This is a genomic window from Paraburkholderia sp. GAS42 (assembly GCF_050436565.1).
Taxonomy (GTDB): domain Bacteria; phylum Pseudomonadota; class Gammaproteobacteria; order Burkholderiales; family Burkholderiaceae; genus Paraburkholderia.
On the sequence record NZ_JBNDML010000006.1, the window covers coordinates 272,760 to 286,951 of the forward strand.

The window sequence follows — 14,192 nt, forward strand, 5'->3', positions numbered from 1 at the left end:
TGCGAGTAATTTTCCAGCATGAAACGGAATGGGGTTACCCTAGTCGATCGAGTCGGGTTGGTCGGAAACCGGTACGCCTTGAAACTGCGCCATTGTCGTTTTGAAAACTCGCTCAGCCGCTTGCTGTAACGGCATGTTGCGCAGTTCCTCAGAGATTATTTCGACGCCCCATGGCCCTTCGTATCCAAGTTCGATCACTTCGCGGACGAAGCCCCGCACGTCAATGTCGCCTTCCCCGCACAGCCTGCGGTGGTTGGTGGAATCGTTTAGCATGGTGCCGACGACCACTGCATCCGCGTCATTGAGCTCTACCGCTTTGAGCAGCTCGAAAGGAATCGATTTGACATGGCCATGTTGATCGCCTCGCGCCACATGCCATATATCCATACAAATACCGCCATTCGATCCGCTGCCGCTCACCAGCTCGATGGCTAGATCGATCGTGTTGAAACTCGAGAATGGTAGGAACTCGACCACAACGTTAATGCCGTAGGGTGCAGCCCGTGCACACATGTCGGCGAACCGGTCGCGAAACAGTGCCATGTCCGGCGGTCCTTCCTCGAACAATCCAGCGGTGACCTTGAGGTTGCGCGCACCGATCTCCCCACCGAACTCGAGCAACTCATCGCGCATGCGGTTCGAATCGATTAGCTTTTCGCCATCGCGATGCCACTTCGTCAGAACCTCTACTTCGTTGTGTATCAATCCGTTGTCTTTCAGGATGCTGCGAATCGCAGGAACACCATAGCGCTCGATAGATGCCAAAACATCGGCATGCACAATCCCCAATCCCTTCCAACCTGCCCTTGCCGCTGCTTCGGCGCGGTCCTTCAGGCTGTGGGGACTGACTTCCGTTACGCCGCCGGGTTGTACATTGCCCGCGAGCGTCCAGTAAGAGGCGATCAGCTCGATACTCGGTGTTTTCACGTTGTCTCCGTAAGCGAGGCGCAACCCGCACGCTGTTGACTTGTCGATGTCGACGATTCGCAGAATCTGAAAAAATGTGCTATTTTTTCAATTCATCTTCAAATCTGCCAAAAATATATTATGCTTGCTACTATATGTTTTGCGTTAGTGAGTGTCCACTAGGGTTTACGAGCCCGAAGTCTTTCAAAGGAGAGGAGCGGTATGGCTGATAGCCCAAAGACGTCCGGACAGACGCGACTTGTGTTCGAGCAATTGCGCAGCGCGATCATCGAGGGCAGTTGCGAGCCAGGCGCCAAGATAAACATCGCTTCGGTGGCAGAGGAACAGAAGGTTAGCCCTGGCGCGGTTCGGGAAGCCTTGGCGATGCTGGAGGCGGAGTCGTGGGTTGTGTCGGAGCCGGCGCGCGGCTACCGCGTGAGTCCGGTTTCCCAGAACGATCTTCGCGATCTTGTTCAGGCGCGCATTGAGGTGGAGAAACTATGCATAGCTGAGGCTATCCGTCATGGGGACCTGGCCTGGGAAGGCGGCATCGTTTCGGCATTCCATCACCTCTCCCGCATACCCGAGCGCGACCGCGATGCCCCAGAGCACTTGAATGCCCAATGGGTCCTCAGTCACTCCCAGTTCCACCATGCGCTCGTGGCAGCTTGTCCCAACCAGTGGTTGCTACGGTTACATCGGATGCTGTATCAACAGAGCGAGCGCTACCGGTACCTTTCCGTGCGTGTGCCCGGCGCTGCCCGCGACGTGTTAGCTGAACACAAAGGATTGGTCGACGCCGTTCTCGATCGGGACATTCAAGCGGCCACTGACAGGATAAGTCGCCATCTGCAGGAAACAGCAAATCGTCTGGTCCGTGCGTCGGAAGCGCCTGCGAGTTAACTCCGCGATAACCGCCCGCCGACTGCCGCGCAGGATGCGCTTCCGTGGCCGCAAGGATTGAAAATGACGTCCGTTCATCGGCGAAAGTCCGGAGTGTTGGGGTGGCGGCCAGCTTGTCGCCTCATACAAGCAGGCGTCGCCAGTAATATTCCAAATAAATATATCAAACATATATTAATATATTCTTATCCGGGAAATGCTGACCCCGACCCATACAGCAACCGCCCGCGAAACCCAGCCGTTATGGGCTCGCGGGTCGGAGCCAAGAAATGCCGGGACTCAGAAATAGTGCATCATGCCGAAGTAGGCACCTTGCTGATTGTGCCCCGGCAACGGCAACGAATCGGCTGTTTCAACAGGAAACGAAGCGTTACCGCCGTTGAACATCGCGCCGAACGTCGCGTACAGGAACGTGCGCTTGGACAGGTTGTACGTCGTGCCGATGACACCCAGATTGCCGCTGCCGCCACCGTGATTGACGTTGCCGTGGTACCACGCAACCTGGAAAGCAAGAGCAGGGTTGACCTGATATGTTGCCCCCAACCATTCCTGCTGGTTCCGCGTCGCGCCAGTCGGGTTGGTCGCGTCAGCGACTGTATCCGTTCCGGATGAGACCAGAAGCTGATAGCCCGTGTAGAACTTGAGCGCGCTGAATTGGTACGTGCCACCAATCATGTATTCGCGCGACGCGCTATAGAGACTTGAGAACTTACCGTTGGCATCGCGAATTTCTTCATAGACGCCGAACGCGTTGAAGCCAGCAATAGAGTAAGTAGCACTCGCGCTAGCCTGACGATTTGCGCGGAAATCGCCGGCCTGGTTCCCGAAGCCATTCTGTAAGCGGAAAGAGAAGCCAGCCCATTTTGGTGAGTTATAGGTCAAGGTATTGGAACGCGAACCCCATGCTCGACCCTTGGCAAAGTTGGCGATACCCGTCGCCTGCTCTCCAAATGGGTCAAGGTAAAATCCAATCTCGTCAGTCAGACTCATTACCTGACCCGCCCACAAACCGCCCCAACCGTCCTTATCTAGCCCGACGTACGCGTATCGATTGAACAAGCTTTGTCCCGGCAACTGACCCGTTCCAGCGGTGAACATGCTTTCGAGTTTGAATTCCGCCTGCAGCCCTCCCCCCAGGTCTTCCTTGCCAGTCAGGCCCCACCAACTGATGCCGTACTGGTTGCTGCCGAAGCGATAGTTAGTCGCCGACTGTCCGTTCGACGTCGCTACATTCGTAACGACATCAAACCCCGAAGCTATGCGCCCATACAGAGTGACACTGCTCTGAGCGTTCGCATTACATACCCCCACCGCCAAGAGTGTTGCACACAGGATGCTATTATTCATTTCGCTCTCCTAAACTTAAAAGTCTCCAAACCTCAAAAACCAGCCTTCTACGGGACTGGTGCAATCGACTTGCCGGCTCTTCCATCCGGACCGCGCCTGAAGGCGTTATTCGTCAGCACCGCCGCATCAACGGCAGGCACGACAAATTCATCGCTCGCGCCAACGATCTACAAATGCGTTGGCTGGTGAAAACCTGCATTGGGTAAGACGCTGCTCGCAGAAGCAAACTGCGTGGGAGTGCTGCGAGCGAAAAACCGGGTAGCACATGGCACCTGGACGAGATGTTCGTCACACTGCTTGACGAACCGTTCCTGCAGTGGCGTGCGGTCGACGAGCATGGCGTCGAACTCGACATCCTGCTACAAAAGCGGCGCGACAAAGCTGCGGCCAAACGTTTCTTCCAGCGTGTGCTGCGCTCGAACCCGGTATTGGACTACTCGGTTTAAAAAGGCTTCGATGTGGAGACCGGTCGCTGACGCGCACCCGTTCGAACATAGAGATAAGACGTTACATCGAAGCAAAATCGGCACGCAGGCTAGAAAAGCACGACGGGGCGTTTCGTCCGCCATGAACGATCGCAGGCCTCGGCCACTTCAAGTGCCGAAATGGCTTCGTCTGCTGTACACCCACCAAACGACACACGTTTGCCAGTGGCAAAATCGATGAACTCTCGTGTTTCGGTAGTGAAGGCGTCGGCGAACCGCACGCTGAAGTGTGGGGGGGGATTCACATTGAGGCCTGGGTCGCGGGGCTCGCAATCCAGAAGCGGCGTTCGATCATCGATGCCCGTACAAAACGCGCCTTCACTTCCAACTACCTCGAACCTGACATCGTGTCCCAAGGGTTGAGCCCGAGTGGATTGAATCGATGCCGTTAGTCCGTCTTCGAAAGTGAGCATAATCGACGCTACATCGCAATCCTCGAAGTCAGCGTAGTCCTTGCTAATCCGAACAGAACCCCAACCGTAACATTCCTTCACTCGCTGTCGGGTCAACCACAACGCGATGTCGATATCATGTACCAGCAGGTCCCGGAAGTGTCCCCCGCTGCTCGCGATGAAGTCTCGACCTTTCGCATGACGGTCATAGTGTGCACCGCGCAAATGGTAGAGCGTACCCGCCTTCCCGTCAGCGACATACTGATGCAACTGCCGAAAACCCGCATCGAAGCGTCTCATGAAGGCGACATAAAACGGGGTGCCTGCGGCTTTTGCCCGTCTCGCCAGCGCTGATGCCTCCATGACGCTTGCTGCAATCGGCTTCTCACAGAGGAGTGGCACACCGCGGTCGACTACGGCATCAAGATCTCGTTCGTGATCAGCGGTTGCACTACAAACAAAGACAAGGTTTGCATCGACGTTGTCGATTTCCTGAATCGGCCGCACCTTGACCAAGTCAGGCAATTCAAGTCGCTTCGCAAAGTCGGGCGAACGACTAACCACGGTCGTCTCTATGCCTGCTTCGCGCAGACCTTTAAGTCTTATGACGGCCATCTCGCCGCTGCCAACAATCAGGGCTTTCATAACATTTCTCCGTGTAGTATCAAAGGTGAGTCACTCAATGGAAGTCGGCGCGCCCTGCCTGCGCGAAAACGTGGTAGCGCATGGGCTATGAAGAACGCACGACCTCGGACGCACGGGCCAAGGCATAAATCATGTAAGAGGGACCCACGCATAAACAACGTGCTCCAAAATCTGGAAATCGCGTAGGTCCCGCGGGAAGGTTGAGAAGATCCATGCCATTGGATATCTACCCGCTGTATGGACATTCATCGCGTTACCTCAGTTATGCACCTTCTGACGCTACGGAGTGATTCCGATAGACTTGCAGTCGTTGGCGTAGTCGCCCTTGCACAGTGCGGCAACATCAACATATTTGGCCTTGACCACGGTATCTTTGATGTTGTCCCGTGTAATCACGACGGTCTTCACCAGGTTGGTCGGAATTCGTTCCCCACCACTGCCGATCGTAGTCGTGGTGGCCGGGGTCTTGCCTTGTGCAATCGAGACTGCCATCTGACCCGCGAGTTGAGCCAACGTAATACTGTTCTTCCAGACGGTCATATACATCCGCCCTGCAAGAATTTGCTGCAGAGCAGCCAGATCCCCATTCTGCCCGGTAATCGGCGGGAAACTCTTCGCGCCCGCATTGACAAACGATGCAACAACTCCTGCAGACAGTTCATCTGCCATGGCATAGACACCACCGATGTTTACCACGCCAATCTTGGTTATGGCCTGGTCCATCGACGTCTGGGCCTTTGACGAAGACCAGCCAGGAGTCGAAACGTCGTAACAAAGTTTGATCCCCGCCTTTTGGAACACGGGAAGCGATCCCCCCCAGAACGCCCCCTCGTTCTTGTCAGACGCATCGCCGCGAATCGCCACCACGCATTTGTCCGAGGTACCGAGCTGCTTCATCCGATCGACCAGGCTCTGGGCGATCTGTTCGCCCACCTGGTGTGAGTCAAACGAGACAAAGTAGGAAATTGGGGCGTCACTAATTAGCGAGTCGTAGTTAATGACCGGGATATTTTTCGACTTGGCCGTCACAACGATATTGCGCATCGCCCCGCCGTCGAAAGGATCGATGACAAGTACGGTAGCCCCCTGCGCCAGAGCAGCTTCCGCTTGAGATTGCTGGCGGCTTGCATCTCCTTGCGCGTTCGAAATAATGACCTTGCAGGTCGGACAAAGAGACTTCACTTCTTTTTCGAATTGCGGTCCGTCAATCTTGTCGAAGCGGACGGCGGCCGTATTGGGTAGAAGAAGCGCGATCGTCTTGGCGTCTTCAGCCATTGCGTGGGAGCTTACGAGGGTGCCGGCGGTGATAAACATACATAGGCGTCGATTGAACATTGCAGTGTCTCCAATTTTGGTTTTGATATCTACTTCCGGGTGACTCAATTCAGCGCGCAACTAACCCTTGCCACCATGGTGCGTGTCGGCACCAGGCATATTCAGATTGCGAAACTCAAAACCAGCAGTAAGTCCGCCATCTACCGGCAGGTTCGTAACGGTGAATCCTGTGGCAACGTGCCGATGACCGACGTGGCTGCGCCATTGAGCTCAACGGCCTTAAGCAACGCCGGAGGGATGGTTTTCATCTGGCGGTACCGCCTGGCTCGGTCTACATGCCAGATATCGACTATCACGCCACCATTAGGTCTACTATCTTTTACCAGCTCGACTGCGAGATCGATGGTGTTGAAGCTTGAAAAAGGAATGAACTCTACGACAACATTGATTCCATACGGCGCGGCGCGATCGCACATGTCGGCATGAACGATACCGAGTCCCTTCCATCCCTCCTTCGCAGCGGCCTCGGCGCGATCTTTGAGCGGATGAGGGCTTACCTCTGTGGGTCCTCCCGGCCATACGTTGCCGGCAAGGGTCCAGTAAGAGGCAATCAGTTCGATCTTTGCTTCCGTCACGTCGTCTCCGGCAAGGGATTCCACGCTCCCTCGTCTGGCATTGTTTTTGTCGATAAATTTACATTAAATATATTATGCTTAGAACTATATGTTTCTGGATTGCAGGATGTCTACTAGGGTTTACCTGCCTGCGGTAGCTCGTCATCAGGAAAAACTTGCGATGGCAGATGGTCAAAAAGCTTTCGAACAGACGCGGTTCGTGTTCGAGAGGCTTCGGCGCAATGTCATCGAAGGCGTGGCGGCACCGGGCACGAAGGTCAACATTGCCGTCGTCGCCGAGGAGCATCAGGTCAATCCAGGGGCGCTCCGTCCAGCGAGTCTCCCTCACGGGCTAGCTTAATCGCAAAAATATATATAAACTTGCGTTACGTATTATTCGGCGATTAAAAAAAGATGCTTACACCGATCACTCCCAACGGCCTCATATCACCCCGTACGATGGCGTCCACGTTGGAAGATATGCTCCGCCAGGACATCATCACGGGCGCCTTGGTACCGGGCAGCCGGCTTCGCGTCAAGGAACTGGGTGAGCGATACGAAGCTGGAGCCATTCCGCTGAGAGAGGCACTCTCTCGCCTGTGCGCCACCGGCTTCGTGCTTGCGGTCGACCAAAAAGGCTTCCGTGTGGCCGATATCTCCCTTGAAGAACTGGCAGATATAACTGAAACCAGGCAGGAGATCGAACGCCTTGCGATCGTGCGGGCGATGCGACGTCGTGACCCGACGTGGGAAGGTGAACTCCTATCCGCGCATCATCAGCTACAACGTCTCTCAGTTTATGAGTCGCAAGACAGCGACCGCCTTAACCCGGAGTGGGAACGGGCACACAATCGATTCCACGAAGTACTGACAGCCGGTTGTCACTCGGAATGGCTTACGCATTTCGCATCCATGCTGCGTGACCAGACAGCGCGCTATCGGCATCTCTCTGCCACTGCACCCCACGCCCACGACCGTAACCTGGCGAAAGAGCACGACGCGATCGTGCAGGCCGTTCTATCCCATGACGTGGAGCTTGCTTCGTTGCTGCTCGCCGAGCATTTTGGACAGACCATGAAGCTTGTGGCAGCAGCACTGAATCTAACGCTGACGAAGGCCAAAAGCATCTGAATGACTTCGCCGACGGCTGCCGCGTGCGCAACGTCACGCCTCAGGTCGCCCGTAATCATGATCGCCGCGGCGGTAGCGCGATTGATGGCCGCACTTCGCGGCACGCGGGCTATCGGGTAAGCCAGATCATTCGCAAGCGCATCCAGGAACACGAGCCGTGTCGGCGCGCCGCCTGGCGGATACGGAATTCAGTAAAACATTGCATTCGAAAATCTCCCGAGCAGCTCCCGGTCGTCATGACGTGCGCTTTTCAACAGCCGGCTAAGCGCTTATCTGGCCGCGGAGCGGCGATTGAATTGCTGTCATCTGCCGGAATCATCGCGCGGAATCGCGCGCCTCAGCGCGACAACGGCTCAATCTGTGTCAGACCGCTACGCAAACCGTAGTCCGGCCACGAAAATTTCTTCAGGAGACGACTATGATTCGATTCGCAGTACTAGGCGCCGGACGTATTGGGCGGATTCACGCCGCCAACATCGTGGCGAATCTGAATGCCAGGCTCGTGGTAGTCGCTGACCCCATCGAGAGCGCGGCGAGTTCGCTCGCTGAGCGTCTGGGCTGCGAAGCGTCGACAGACTGCGTCGCTACCATCGACCGCGACGATATCGATGCAGTTGTCATCGGAACACCGACCGATACGCATATCCAGTTCATGCTGCAGGCGGTGGAGCGAGGCAAAGCTGTGTTGTGCGAGAAACCAATCGACCTGGATATGGAAAAGTCGTTGGCGGCAGCGAACGAACTCGAGCGACTCGGAGGGCGGGTAATGCTTGCGTTCAATCGCCGCTTCGACCCGACCTCCCAGGCCTTCCGCAAGGCAATTGACGCAGGCGAAGTTGGAGACGTCCGCCAAGTGATCATTTCGAGTCGCGACCCAGGCATGCCCCCACGCGAATACGTATCGCATTCGGGCGGCATTTTTCGTGACATGGTGATCCACGACCTTGACATGGCTCGATGGCTTCTCGGCGAGGAGCCCGTGGAAGTGATGGCAATGGCAAGCCGACTCGTCGACCCGACCCTTTCCGATGTGCAGGACTACGACACGGTCATGGTGCAGTTGCGCACGGCGACAGGCAGGCAATGCCACATCAATTGCTGCCGTGAAGCAGTTTACGGTTACGACCAGCGTTTGGAGGTCTTTGGCTCGAAGGGCATGCTGCTACAGGAAAACCTCCGGCCCTCGACGATTCGTCGTTGGACCCAGAGCGCCACCGACGCGCGCGAACCTTTGCTGAACTTCTTCCTGGAACGATACGAAGAGGCCTACAAGGCGGAACTTGCAGCGTTCGTCGACGCGTTGCGGATGCATTTGCCCTTGCCTACGTCGGTGAAGGACGGGCTGAAGGCACTACATCTGGCTGAATGCGCGCTCGAATCTGTACAAGAGCGCAAATCAGTCAGGGTGTAAGGCAGTACTGACAGCGCGCGACTGAATCCGCCCTCCCCCCGCGTAAGCGCAGGGCCATCGCAGCCTGCGCTTCAGCCTCGCGCCTGGCGAAACTGCCGCGAACCGTCCGGCGTGCGTGCCCATCGGCAGCATCCGGATGCATCCCCTTGCCGCTCGCAGAAACCCGCACCTCCTATGGAGCGAGACACTCCACTTATAACCATTTGGTTAATGTGCATCGCACTCGAATTCAATTGCGCGGCGAGTTTCGTCTGGAAAGAATGAAGCTCAGTCACCCAAAGGAGCCATGCGATGCCGAAAGTAAAAGTCTCTGATATCCAGATGTACTACGAAGAAATGGGGGATCCGGATGGGGAACCTCTACTCGTAACCTCGGGCTGGTCGAAGATCGCGACCGCCACAGAGCGTTACCGCAAGATCTTTGGCAACCAGTACCGTCTGATTCGCAATGAGCATCGCGGCATGGGCAGCACCGATGCACCCGACGGCCCCTACTCGATCACGCAACTGGCCGACGATCTCAACGGCCTGCTCGAGCATCTCGACCTGCGCAATCTGCGGGTGCTTGCCGGTGGCGGCATGGGCTCACTGGTCGGCATTGCGCTCGCGGCCACCTACCCGGAAAGGGTGCGCTCGCTAGTGTTGGGTGCACCCAGTGTCAAGGCCGACAATTTCATGCGCAGCCTCTATTACTACTGGCGCGATCTCTACAAGGTGAGTCCCGAGCTATGGGCGCGCGACATCACGCTCTCCGACTATACGCGTGAAACCTGGAACGAAAGGCCGGAGATCATCGAGAAAGCCCTGGCTGGCCGCATCAACGACGACCCGTTCTCGCGCCCCGAAATCTACGGCTGGCTGCTGGACGCCTACACGAGTTTCGATGCGACCGACTACCTGCCCCGTATCGCCTGCCCTACCCTTGTTGTCTGCGGCGGCTTCGAAGACCGTCCAACCGGACCCGAGTATGCACGCGAGGTCTATGCGCGGATTCCCGGCGCGAAGCTGCACATCATTCAGAACGCCGCGCACGCCTATCAGGGGGAGCGAACGGAAGAGTTCGCCAAAGTCGTCAACGCGTGGTTCGAGCGGACTTGAGCCCCAACGCAGCGCGCAAAGGAGTTTTTGAATGACCTGTCACGTCACCTCAGTGCCCGGAACTGTCGTAGCAACGCCACCGTCCGTGCTCAATGCGGTCTCTCTGGAAATCATCAAGGGTGCACTGACCGCGGCTCAGGAGGAATGCGAAGCTCTGCTTGAGCGCACCGCGATGTCACCCGTCATCCGGGTAAAGAACGACTATTTTGTGGGCTTGCTGGACGCAACGGGCCGGCTCGTCGTCGGAACCAAGCAGCCCATGTTCGGCGCCATTCTCGACCCCGTCCTGGATCACTACAGCCTTGCCGACATGAACCCCGGCGACCTGTTCATTTACAACGATTGCTATGGCAGCCACGGCAGTGTGAGCCATTCGCCGGATATCGTATTTGTGAGCCCCGTATTTGCCGGTTCACGGATCATGGCGTTCGCATTCTCATGGGCGCACTTCGTCGATATCGGCGGCGCGGAAATCGGTTCCACGACACCCAAAGCGCGTGACATCCTCGCCGAAGGCGTCGTTATCCCGCCGGTGCGACTGGTGCGCGACGCGCAGTTCAACGACGAACTGCTGCGCATCCTGCTCAAGAACACCCGTTTTCCGAACATGGTGCGAGGGGATATCCGCGCGTTGGTGGCGGCGGTCAAGCTCGCCGAGCGGCGCCTGATTGAAATCGCCGGCCGCTTCAGCGCAGAGACGCTGAACGATGCGTTCGCGTTATTGATCGATCAGACCGGTAACGCGGTTCGCGACCGCCTCGCCCAGACGTTTCCCCATGGAACCTACCGTTTTGTCGATACGATCGACGACGACGGCTACGGGCTCGGTCCGTTTTCGATCCGTCTGACGATGACCGCGAACGAGCGCGGCCTGAGCATCGACACACGCGACAGCGATGACCAGGCGCGCGGCCCCGTTAACTTTCTGATGCGCGATACGGTGTTGAAGCTCATGTTCGGGGTCTACGCGATCGCCGACGAACCGTCGCTGCTGCTCAATCATGGCGCGATCAACGCGGTTCAGGAAGTGCTCACCCGACCCGGCAGCATCATTCAGCCGGAGTGGCCGGCGCCCCTAGGCCAGCGCATGTTGACGGTCATTCGCACCCTGAGCGCCTGCGCCGGCCTGTTCGCGCAGGCGAATCCGGAACGCAGCCTTGCATCGAGTTCAAGCTATGTCATCTACAACGTGCGCGGCCGCCATCCCGCTACGCGCGCGATCTTCAACAAGGCATCCGGCCTCGGCGTAGGCCACGGCGCGCGCTATTACGGCGACGGTCACGACGCCGTGTATTTCCATTCGGTCAAAAACTATCCGGTGGAATACGTCGAGCATTCGTACCCGATCCGCGTGCGCGCCTACCAGATTAACCGCGACTCCGGCGGCCCCGGCCGGTGGCGCGGCGGCTGCGGGATCATCCGCGAAGTCGAGATTCTGGCCGATGACTGCCAGTTCGGCGTGCGCATGGACAACGTGAAGAATCCCCCGTGGGGCGTCAACGGCGGCATGTGCGGACGCTCGGGCCGCGTCACCATCAATCCAGGCAAGCCGGATCAGCAGGCGTTCGCCGGACTCGTCGACGGCATTGCGCTCAAGCGCGGCGATATCGTGCGCATCGAAACGGTGGGCGGCGGCGGTTGGGGGCATCCGTTCGACAGGGAGCCGCAGCGTGTGCTGGCCGACGTCGCCAACGGCTTTGTGAGCGTGCGAGCAGCTCGCGACGACTATGGCGTCGTGCTCGACGCCGCGCATACGCGCGTCGATGCAAACGCCACACGGATCTATCGCGACGCCCACCGATGGCCGACGAAACTATTTCATCGTCATCGCTATTACGACGCCGGCGAGTGGTACGCGGCATTCGACAAAAAAGAGATCAGCGCATGAACCAAGCTCAACTCAACGACGCCGACGCCTGCTCGATCGGTGTCGACACCGGCGGTACATTTTCTGACATCGTCCTGCTCGATCGCTCCACCGGCATATTGTGGAGCGCCAAAACGTCGTCGACGCCGACCGACCCGTCGATTGGTTTTATCGACGGCATCGATCAGGTGCTGGAGCGCTCGGCCATCGCGGCGCGCTCCGTCAGTCACGTTTTCCACGGCACGACAGTGGCGACCAACGGAATCCTCGAAAGCAAGGGCGCCGCTACCGTGCTGGTCACGACGCGAGGTTTTCGTCACGTGACGTCGATCGGCCGCCACGATATTCCGCGCAGCGAAAATCTTTATGCGTACGTCAAACCGCCCTTGCCGGTCCCCGCGAGTTGTGTGCTGGAGATCGGCGGCCGGCTCGACGAGAAAGGCGTCGAGGTTGAACCGCTGTTCGACGCGGACATCGTCGCGCTGGCGAAGCAGATCGAACAGATGGACGTGCGCGCGGTCGCGGTGTGCCTGCTCCACTCGTATGCGAATCCGGCCCACGAGCGGCGCGTGGAGGAGGTGCTGAACACGCATCTGCCAGGCGTGATGATCACGATATCGTCCGACGTGCTGCCCACCTTCCGGGAATACGAACGCAGCATGACGGTCTTGCTCAACGCGTATGTGATGCCGCTCGTGTCGTCCTATGTGGGCCGTCTCGAAGACCGGCTGAAGCAGCACGCGATCGGATCGCGCCTGCTGCTGATGAAATCGAGCGGCGGCGTGGCCGGCGTCGAGACGATTCGCCGCGCGCCGGTCCAGACCGCGCTGTCGGGACCGGCGGCCGGTGCGGTAGGTTGCCGCCTGATCGGTCAGCTCGCGGGCTACGAAAACCTGATTGGCGTGGATATCGGCGGGACCTCCGCCGATATCTGCCTGATCGCGGACAACGAAATCACGCTGCAATCCGAAGGCAAAATCGCCGCCTGGCCATTGCAGTTCCCGATGGTCGACATCAGCACGATCGGTGCGGGCGGCGGCTCGATTGCGCGCGTCACCGACGATGGCCGGCTGGCCGTCGGGCCCGATAGCGCCGGCGCCAGCCCCGGACCGGTCTGCTACGGTCGCGGCGGTGTCGAACCTACCGTGACCGACGCGCACCTGGTATTGGGTCGACTGCCCGAATATCTGCTGGGCGGCGCGATGCGGATCGACCGCCGGGCGGCACGACAGGCCATCGAAGCACGCATCGCGCAGCCGCTCGGCCTCACGGTCGAAGCCGCCGCGGAAGGCATCCTCGCGATTGCGGACAACCACATGGTGGGCGCCATCCGGCTGGTGTCCGTGCAACGCGGGCATGATCCACGCGATTTCGCACTGGTGCCGTTCGGCGGCGCGGGCCCGTTACACGGCGTCAGCCTTGCGCGTTTGCTCGAGATTCCGCGCATCGTGGTGCCCCCTAGCCCCGGTGTGCTCTCCGCGATCGGCCTTCTGGCGAGCAATCTGAAGCAGGAATTCGGGCATGTGATCCTGCAACGTTCGGACACGCTGGATGTGGAGGCACTGGGCGCAACCTTCGCTGCGCTGGAGTCGCAAGCCCGGGCCTTGCTCGATGCCGAGGCCATCCCATCCGGCAACGCCGAAGTTCGCTGGTGGGCCGATCTGCGCTACGCCGGCCAGGGGTCCGAGTTGCGCGTCGAGTGGAGCAGCCGGCAGGCGGATGACGCGTCCCTCGCGGCGCTCGCCACGCAATTCCACGCGCAGCACGAACGCACGTTTACATTTGCGCAGCCCGATACGCCGCTGGAAATTGTCGCGGTGCTCGTCGAAGCCATCGGACACCTGCCGCATCCGGTTTTCCAGGAGATCGCGGAAGGGACCGATCTACGCGCGGCCGAGGCCGGCCGCCAGCAGACATGGTTCGATGGCTGCGTCTACGAGACGCCGGTTTATGAACGCGCAAAGCTCGGTTGTGGCGCAACGATGGCGGGGCCCGCCATTCTCGCCCAACTCGACTGCACGACCGTCATTCCGCCGGGCTACACGGGCTGTATCGATCGCTTCGGCAACCTGATTGTCGAAGCCGGCTAAACACTGATCGGCACTTATCACAAGACTC

General features: G+C 58.5%; 12 protein-coding genes and 2 pseudogenes. 9 read left to right on the plus strand and 5 right to left on the minus strand.

The window, feature by feature from the left end; genetic code table 11:
- Positions 1 to 39 precede the first annotated feature (39 nt).
- Positions 40 to 927: a sugar phosphate isomerase/epimerase family protein gene (locus P3T16_RS12220; protein ID WP_429342491.1), complete on the minus strand. Its 888-nt coding sequence runs from the start codon at positions 925 to 927 to the stop codon at positions 40 to 42.
- A gap of 201 nt (positions 928 to 1,128) precedes the next feature.
- Between P3T16_RS12220 and P3T16_RS12225 the strand changes: the two genes are divergently transcribed.
- A complete protein-coding gene (locus P3T16_RS12225) occupies positions 1,129 to 1,809 on the plus strand; it encodes a GntR family transcriptional regulator (RefSeq protein WP_429342492.1) in 681 nt (226 codons plus the stop codon).
- A gap of 279 nt (positions 1,810 to 2,088) precedes the next feature.
- On the opposite strand, the gene P3T16_RS12230 is transcribed toward P3T16_RS12225, so the two are convergent.
- Positions 2,089 to 3,156, minus strand: a complete 1,068-nt coding sequence (locus P3T16_RS12230) for a porin (protein ID WP_429342493.1) — start codon at positions 3,154 to 3,156, stop codon at positions 2,089 to 2,091.
- A 230-nt stretch (positions 3,157 to 3,386) separates the two neighbouring features.
- Here P3T16_RS12230 and P3T16_RS12235 point away from each other — a divergent pair.
- Positions 3,387 to 3,584, plus strand: a pseudogene (locus tag P3T16_RS12235) (DDE-type integrase/transposase/recombinase); the annotation flags it as partial.
- 107 nt (positions 3,585 to 3,691) lie between these two features.
- Here P3T16_RS12235 and P3T16_RS12240 read toward each other — a convergent pair.
- From P3T16_RS12240 to P3T16_RS12250, 3 genes are all read right to left on the minus strand, one after another.
- Positions 3,692 to 4,678 (minus strand): Gfo/Idh/MocA family protein, encoded by a 987-nt coding sequence (locus P3T16_RS12240; RefSeq protein WP_429342494.1) that lies wholly within the window; start codon positions 4,676 to 4,678, stop codon positions 3,692 to 3,694.
- Positions 4,679 to 4,957: 279 nt separating this feature from the next.
- Positions 4,958 to 6,013, minus strand: a complete 1,056-nt coding sequence (locus P3T16_RS12245) for an ABC transporter substrate-binding protein (protein WP_429342495.1) — start codon at positions 6,011 to 6,013, stop codon at positions 4,958 to 4,960.
- Between the two features lie 140 nt (positions 6,014 to 6,153).
- On the minus strand, positions 6,154 to 6,612 hold the full coding sequence (locus tag P3T16_RS12250; protein WP_429342496.1) for a hypothetical protein: 459 nt from the start codon (positions 6,610 to 6,612) through the stop codon (positions 6,154 to 6,156).
- A 136-nt stretch (positions 6,613 to 6,748) separates the two neighbouring features.
- Here P3T16_RS12250 and P3T16_RS12255 point away from each other — a divergent pair, with 136 nt between their 5' ends.
- The 7 genes and pseudogenes from P3T16_RS12255 (at position 6,749) to P3T16_RS12285 (ending at position 14,164) form a co-directional block, all read left to right on the plus strand.
- Complete coding sequence (locus tag P3T16_RS12255; RefSeq protein WP_429342497.1) at positions 6,749 to 6,928, plus strand: hypothetical protein; 180 nt, start codon at positions 6,749 to 6,751, stop codon at positions 6,926 to 6,928.
- A 110-nt stretch (positions 6,929 to 7,038) separates the two neighbouring features.
- Complete coding sequence (locus P3T16_RS12260) at positions 7,039 to 7,698, plus strand: GntR family transcriptional regulator (RefSeq protein ID WP_429342498.1); 660 nt, start codon at positions 7,039 to 7,041, stop codon at positions 7,696 to 7,698.
- Positions 7,698 to 7,851 (plus strand): annotated as a pseudogene (locus P3T16_RS12265) (IS5/IS1182 family transposase); the annotation flags it as partial. The gene P3T16_RS12260 and the pseudogene P3T16_RS12265, both read left to right, overlap by 1 nt.
- Positions 7,852 to 8,116: 265 nt before the next feature.
- On the plus strand, positions 8,117 to 9,109 hold the full coding sequence (gene iolG / locus P3T16_RS12270) for an inositol 2-dehydrogenase (protein ID WP_429342499.1): 993 nt from the start codon (positions 8,117 to 8,119) through the stop codon (positions 9,107 to 9,109).
- A 291-nt stretch (positions 9,110 to 9,400) separates the two neighbouring features.
- On the plus strand, positions 9,401 to 10,207 hold the full coding sequence (locus P3T16_RS12275; protein ID WP_429342500.1) for an alpha/beta fold hydrolase: 807 nt from the start codon (positions 9,401 to 9,403) through the stop codon (positions 10,205 to 10,207).
- 31 nt (positions 10,208 to 10,238) lie between these two features.
- The gene (locus P3T16_RS12280) at positions 10,239 to 12,095 is read left to right on the plus strand and encodes a hydantoinase B/oxoprolinase family protein (protein WP_429342501.1); all 1,857 of its coding nucleotides are present in this window, start codon (positions 10,239 to 10,241) and stop codon (positions 12,093 to 12,095) included.
- Positions 12,092 to 14,164, plus strand: coding sequence for a hydantoinase/oxoprolinase family protein (locus P3T16_RS12285; protein ID WP_429342502.1), 2,073 nt, complete (start codon positions 12,092 to 12,094; stop codon positions 14,162 to 14,164). Before P3T16_RS12280 ends, P3T16_RS12285 begins: the two co-directional genes overlap by 4 nt.
- Positions 14,165 to 14,192: the final 28 nt, after the last annotated feature.

What these genes read in the sequence shown, in the direction of transcription:
- P3T16_RS12230 (WP_429342493.1), bottom strand. Translation starts at nt 3,156, where the DNA reads ATGAATAATAGCATCCTGTGTGCAACACTCTTGGCGGTGGGGGTATGT.
- P3T16_RS12280 (WP_429342501.1), top strand. Translation starts at nt 10,239, where the DNA reads ATGACCTGTCACGTCACCTCAGTGCCCGGAACTGTCGTAGCAACGCCA.
- iolG (WP_429342499.1), top strand. Translation starts at nt 8,117, where the DNA reads ATGATTCGATTCGCAGTACTAGGCGCCGGACGTATTGGGCGGATTCAC.
- P3T16_RS12240 (WP_429342494.1), bottom strand. Translation starts at nt 4,678, where the DNA reads ATGAAAGCCCTGATTGTTGGCAGCGGCGAGATGGCCGTCATAAGACTT.
- P3T16_RS12255 (WP_429342497.1), top strand. Translation starts at nt 6,749, where the DNA reads ATGGCAGATGGTCAAAAAGCTTTCGAACAGACGCGGTTCGTGTTCGAG.
- P3T16_RS12285 (WP_429342502.1), top strand. Translation starts at nt 12,092, where the DNA reads ATGAACCAAGCTCAACTCAACGACGCCGACGCCTGCTCGATCGGTGTC.
- P3T16_RS12225 (WP_429342492.1), top strand. Translation starts at nt 1,129, where the DNA reads ATGGCTGATAGCCCAAAGACGTCCGGACAGACGCGACTTGTGTTCGAG.
- P3T16_RS12275 (WP_429342500.1), top strand. Translation starts at nt 9,401, where the DNA reads ATGCCGAAAGTAAAAGTCTCTGATATCCAGATGTACTACGAAGAAATG.
- P3T16_RS12245 (WP_429342495.1), bottom strand. Translation starts at nt 6,013, where the DNA reads ATGTTCAATCGACGCCTATGTATGTTTATCACCGCCGGCACCCTCGTA.